Genomic DNA, 4,043 nt, shown 5'->3' on the forward strand with positions numbered 1-4,043 from the left:
TTTCAGACGGCCTGCACAGGAAAATACCGCGCAAAACTAAGCCGCTGACGCGATCGGGATGGGTTTCGGCATAAGTCAGCGACAAGGTGCTGCCCCATGAGCCGCCGAAAACCAGCCATTTTTGAATGCCGAGCATTTCGCGTACTTTTTCAATATCGGCAACCAAATCCCATGTGGTGTTGTCTTCAATACAGGCATACGGTTTAGAGCGTCCGCAACCGCGTTGATCAATGATGACGATGCGGAAATGCTCTGGGTTGAAAAAGCCGCGACAGGCCGGTGATGCGCCTGCTCCGGGGCCGCCATGCAGGAAAATCACGGGGTGGCCATCAGGATTGCCTGACTCTTCCCAGTAGATTTCGTGAATGTCGGATACGCGCAAAAGGCCGCTATTTCGTGGTTCTTGAATCGGATGCATGAGCTTTCTCCTTTGTCTGATGAATAGGTTGATTGTAACACTTTACCTGCTGATTTTTCAGACGGCCTACATAGGTTTATCGCCACAAATGGCGTAAAATAGCACTTTTTTGACAGGATTATTTATGACTGACAACAAACAAACACATGCGGCACCCGAAGGACAACTTTTATTGCGTACGGTAGCCATGCCGCGCGATACCAACCCTAATCAGGATATCTTCGGCGGCTGGATTATGTCGCAAATGGATCTAGGCGGCGGTATTTTGGCGGCAGAAATCGCACAGGGACGAATTGTAACCGTAGCCGTTCAAGAAATGAATTTCATCAGACCGGTAAAGGTCGGCAACGTCGTGTGCTGCTACGGTCATTGTGTCCGCGTAGGCAATACTTCTTTGCAACTGAAAATCGAGGTATGGGTTAAGACTTTGATGAACGATATGGTAACGGAAGACCGCCAACTGGTCACCGAAGCCGTGTTCACTTACGTCGCTATCGATGCACAAGGCAATCCGCGCCCTATTCCTCGCGAAGGCAATGCAAAGCTGGCACATTTGTAAGTTTAAAAATCAAAACAAGGCCGTCTGAAACCTCAATGTTCAGACGGCCTTTTTTCATACAGAAGCAAAATGTAACCAGCAATATGATGATCATGTCTTTAGGCAGATTGGCCGGACGGATTTCCTCCAAAATGCTGCTGCGCAACTGGGTTATCGTCTGCATGGGCAATTTGGTGGGCACACTGGCAATGGCTTTTTTCCTTGGGTACTATGTCGGTATGATTGAAGGCAGCATGGCAGAAAAAACCATTGCTGTGGCGGAGGCAAAAGTCCATATGGATTTCGGCCGCGCTTTTGTATCGGCAGTAGCATGTAACTGGATGGTCTGCATGGGCGCGTGGCTGCATTTTGCCGCTAAAAACACAACCGGACGAATGCTGGCCATTTGGTTCCCCGTCATGATTTTCGTATTAAACGGCTTCCAACACCTTGTCGCCAATATGTTCGTTATCCCAGCGGGTATTCTGGCAGGCGCAAACATCACATGGGGGCAATTTTTCTTTAACATGATTCCCGTATTCTTGGGCAATGTCGTCGGTGGTGCATCCTTTGTCGGCGCGTCTTATCTTTATACTTATAAAGACACGCTGAAAGATAGTGCCGAATAGCCCTGCTTTAGAAACAACAAAACCTGCTTTGAGAAAGCAGGTTTTGTTTCAGACGGCATTGGTATTAAGTTTTAAAATCCATTCGGACACATTATTCAGATAAATCATCCAAACGAAAAAAGAGCCGTTTTTAAAACGACTCTTTCCAATTTTTTGGTCGGAGTGAAAGGATTCGAACCTTCGACCCCTTGCACCCCATGCAAGTGCGCTACCAGACTGCGCCACACTCCGACTCGATAAGCTGTGAATTCTAGTTTCAAACGCTGATTTTGACAAGTGCTTTTTAGAAAGGGAAATTTACTCGTTTGAAAACATTTAAATTATTTGTAAACAAAAAAAGGCCGTCTAAAATCATTCAGACGGCCTTTGATTATCCAGGCAAATATCAAGCTTCAACCGGAATAATACCGATTTTGGCCTGCCATTGTTTTGGCGCAATGGCGTGAACCGATTCACCGTTGCTATCCACCGCAACGGTCACAGGCATGTCTTTGACTTCAAATTCGTAAATCGCTTCCATACCCAATTCTGGGAACGCCAAGACTTTAGATGCTTTAATGGCTTTGGCAACCAGATATGCCGCGCCGCCGACAGCCATCAGGTAAACGGCTTTATTATCGGCAATGGCTTGGCAAGTTGCTGCACCGCGTTCGGATTTACCGATCATACCCAGGAGGCCGGTTTGTTCCAGCATTTGGCGGGTAAACTTATCCATACGGGTGGAAGTAGTCGGACCGGCCGGGCCAACAACTTCGTCACGGACTGGATCAACCGGGCCAACGTAGTAAATCAGTTTGTTGGTGAAATCTACCGGCAATTCTTCGCCTTTGTTGAGCATATCAACCAAACGTTTGTGCGCGGCATCGCGTCCGGTCAGGATTTTACCGTTCAGCAACAACACGTCGCCGGTTTTCCATGTTGCCACTTCTTCTTTGGTCAGATTGTTGACATCGACACGTTTGCCGTTGTCCGGGCTGTAAGTCAAATCCGGCCAGTCTTCCAAAGATGGGGCTTCCAGTTTGGCCGGGCCTGAGCCGTCCAATTCAAATTCGATGTGGCGGGTAGCCGCGCAGTTTGGAATCATGGCAATCGGTTTGGAAGCCGCGTGGGTTGGGTAGTCAAGGATTTTGACATCCAGCACGGTGCTCAAACCGCCCAAACCTTGTGCGCCGATGCCCAAGGCATTTACTTTTTTGTAGAGTTCCAAGCGTAGGGCTTCGGTTGTAGACAATTCTGCACCGGAATCGGCTTTTTCTTTGAGTTCCTGAATATCGATATGGCTCATCAGGCTTTCTTTGGCCATCAACACTGCTTTTTCAGGCGTACCGCCGATGCCGATACCCAAAATGCCCGGAGGACACCAGCCGGCACCCATTTGAGGAACGGTTTTCAATACCCAATCAACGATATTGTCTGAAGGGTTGAGCATGGCAACTTTGGTTTTGTTTTCAGAACCGCCGCCTTTGGCTGCGCAAGTGACTTCGACTTTGTCGCCCTTTACGATTTCCATATGTACAACGGCAGGGGTGTTGTCTTTGGTATTTTGACGTTTACCAGCCGGATCGGCCAATACAGAGGCGCGCAGTTTGTTGTCAGGATAGGTGTATGCACGGCGTACGCCTTCGTTAACCATTTCCTGTACGCTCATCTCGGCATCCCACTGTACATCCATGCCCACTTTCAAGAATACGGTCGCAATACCGGTATCCTGACAAATCGGACGATGGCCTTCAGCACACATACGGCTATTGACCAAAATCTGCGCCATCGCATCTTTGGCGGCAGGGTTTTCTTCTTTTTGATAAGCCTTATACAAAGCCTGAATGTAGTCTTTAGGATGGTAGTAGCTGATGAATTGGAAAGCATCGAAAATACTTTGGATAAAGTCTTCTTGCTTGATGACGGTCATGATTGTGTTCCTTTTCGGGAGTCATGGTAGGAAGGGTTTGTTTATTTTTTAAGAGACCGATTTTTTCAGACGGCCTTCAATAGTGTAATAGTGCTTTCAAATGAATAATTCAGACAATATCATTTTCATACCTTATTGATTTAAATAGAATTTAATATCGTATTAAATCACTTGGTTATTGATAATATATATCCACTGACCATTCACTTACACAGAAATAAAATTACATTATTTTTAAATGATATTCTAATTACAAGTCCGTCTGAAAATGTTTGCTTTAAGTATCTGAGAAAGAAATTTAGTAGCTTGTATTTAAAAGGAAACTACCTAAATTTCAGACGGCCTTTCTTATTTTCCAATACGATACACAATTGTAAAATCTGTGTCATTTTCTCCCTCAATCTTCTTGACTGATATCAAACTCATTTAATTTTCTGAAATTTTATAACAATCTTTTCACTTACTTACCTATAAGAATATTATTCAATATATACAACAATCTATGTAAAATTGTCTAACATATAATAATGATTTTTACTAGTAAATATA

3 protein-coding genes, 1 tRNA gene and 1 pseudogene are annotated in these 4,043 nt (G+C 45.2%); 2 read left to right on the forward strand and 3 right to left on the reverse strand.

Features of this window, described 5'->3' with window-relative positions; genetic code table 11:
* Positions 1–418: alpha/beta fold hydrolase (locus ACTHUE_RS12210; RefSeq protein ID WP_440423511.1), on the reverse strand; the 418-nt coding region annotated here is incomplete at its 3' end.
* 124 nt (positions 419–542) lie between these two features.
* On the opposite strand from ACTHUE_RS12210, the gene yciA reads away from it, so the two are divergent.
* Together yciA and ACTHUE_RS12220 are read left to right on the forward strand one after the other, a co-directional pair.
* Positions 543–977 carry an acyl-CoA thioester hydrolase YciA gene (gene yciA, locus ACTHUE_RS12215; protein WP_004520760.1) on the forward strand — a complete coding sequence of 145 codons (435 nt, stop codon included), beginning with the start codon at positions 543–545 and terminating at the stop codon, positions 975–977.
* Positions 978–1,048: 71 nt separating this feature from the next.
* Positions 1,049–1,585: pseudogene (locus ACTHUE_RS12220) on the forward strand (formate/nitrite transporter family protein); the annotation flags it as partial.
* Positions 1,586–1,739: 154 nt separating this feature from the next.
* On the opposite strand, the gene ACTHUE_RS12225 reads toward ACTHUE_RS12220, so the two are convergent.
* Positions 1,740–1,816: transfer RNA gene (locus ACTHUE_RS12225), tRNA-Pro, on the reverse strand.
* 154 nt (positions 1,817–1,970) lie between these two features.
* Positions 1,971–3,494, reverse strand: coding sequence for a fumarate hydratase (locus tag ACTHUE_RS12230; protein ID WP_003746217.1), 1,524 nt, complete (start codon positions 3,492–3,494; stop codon positions 1,971–1,973).
* Positions 3,495–4,043: the final 549 nt, after the last annotated feature.

It is taken from the genome of Neisseria sp. P0021.S005 (genome assembly GCF_051956955.1).

Excerpts from the sequence above, each read along its gene's own strand:
- yciA (WP_004520760.1), top strand. The coding sequence starts at position 543 with ATGACTGACAACAAACAAACACATGCGGCACCCGAAGGACAACTTTTA.
- ACTHUE_RS12230 (WP_003746217.1), bottom strand. The coding sequence starts at position 3,494 with ATGACCGTCATCAAGCAAGAAGACTTTATCCAAAGTATTTTCGATGCT.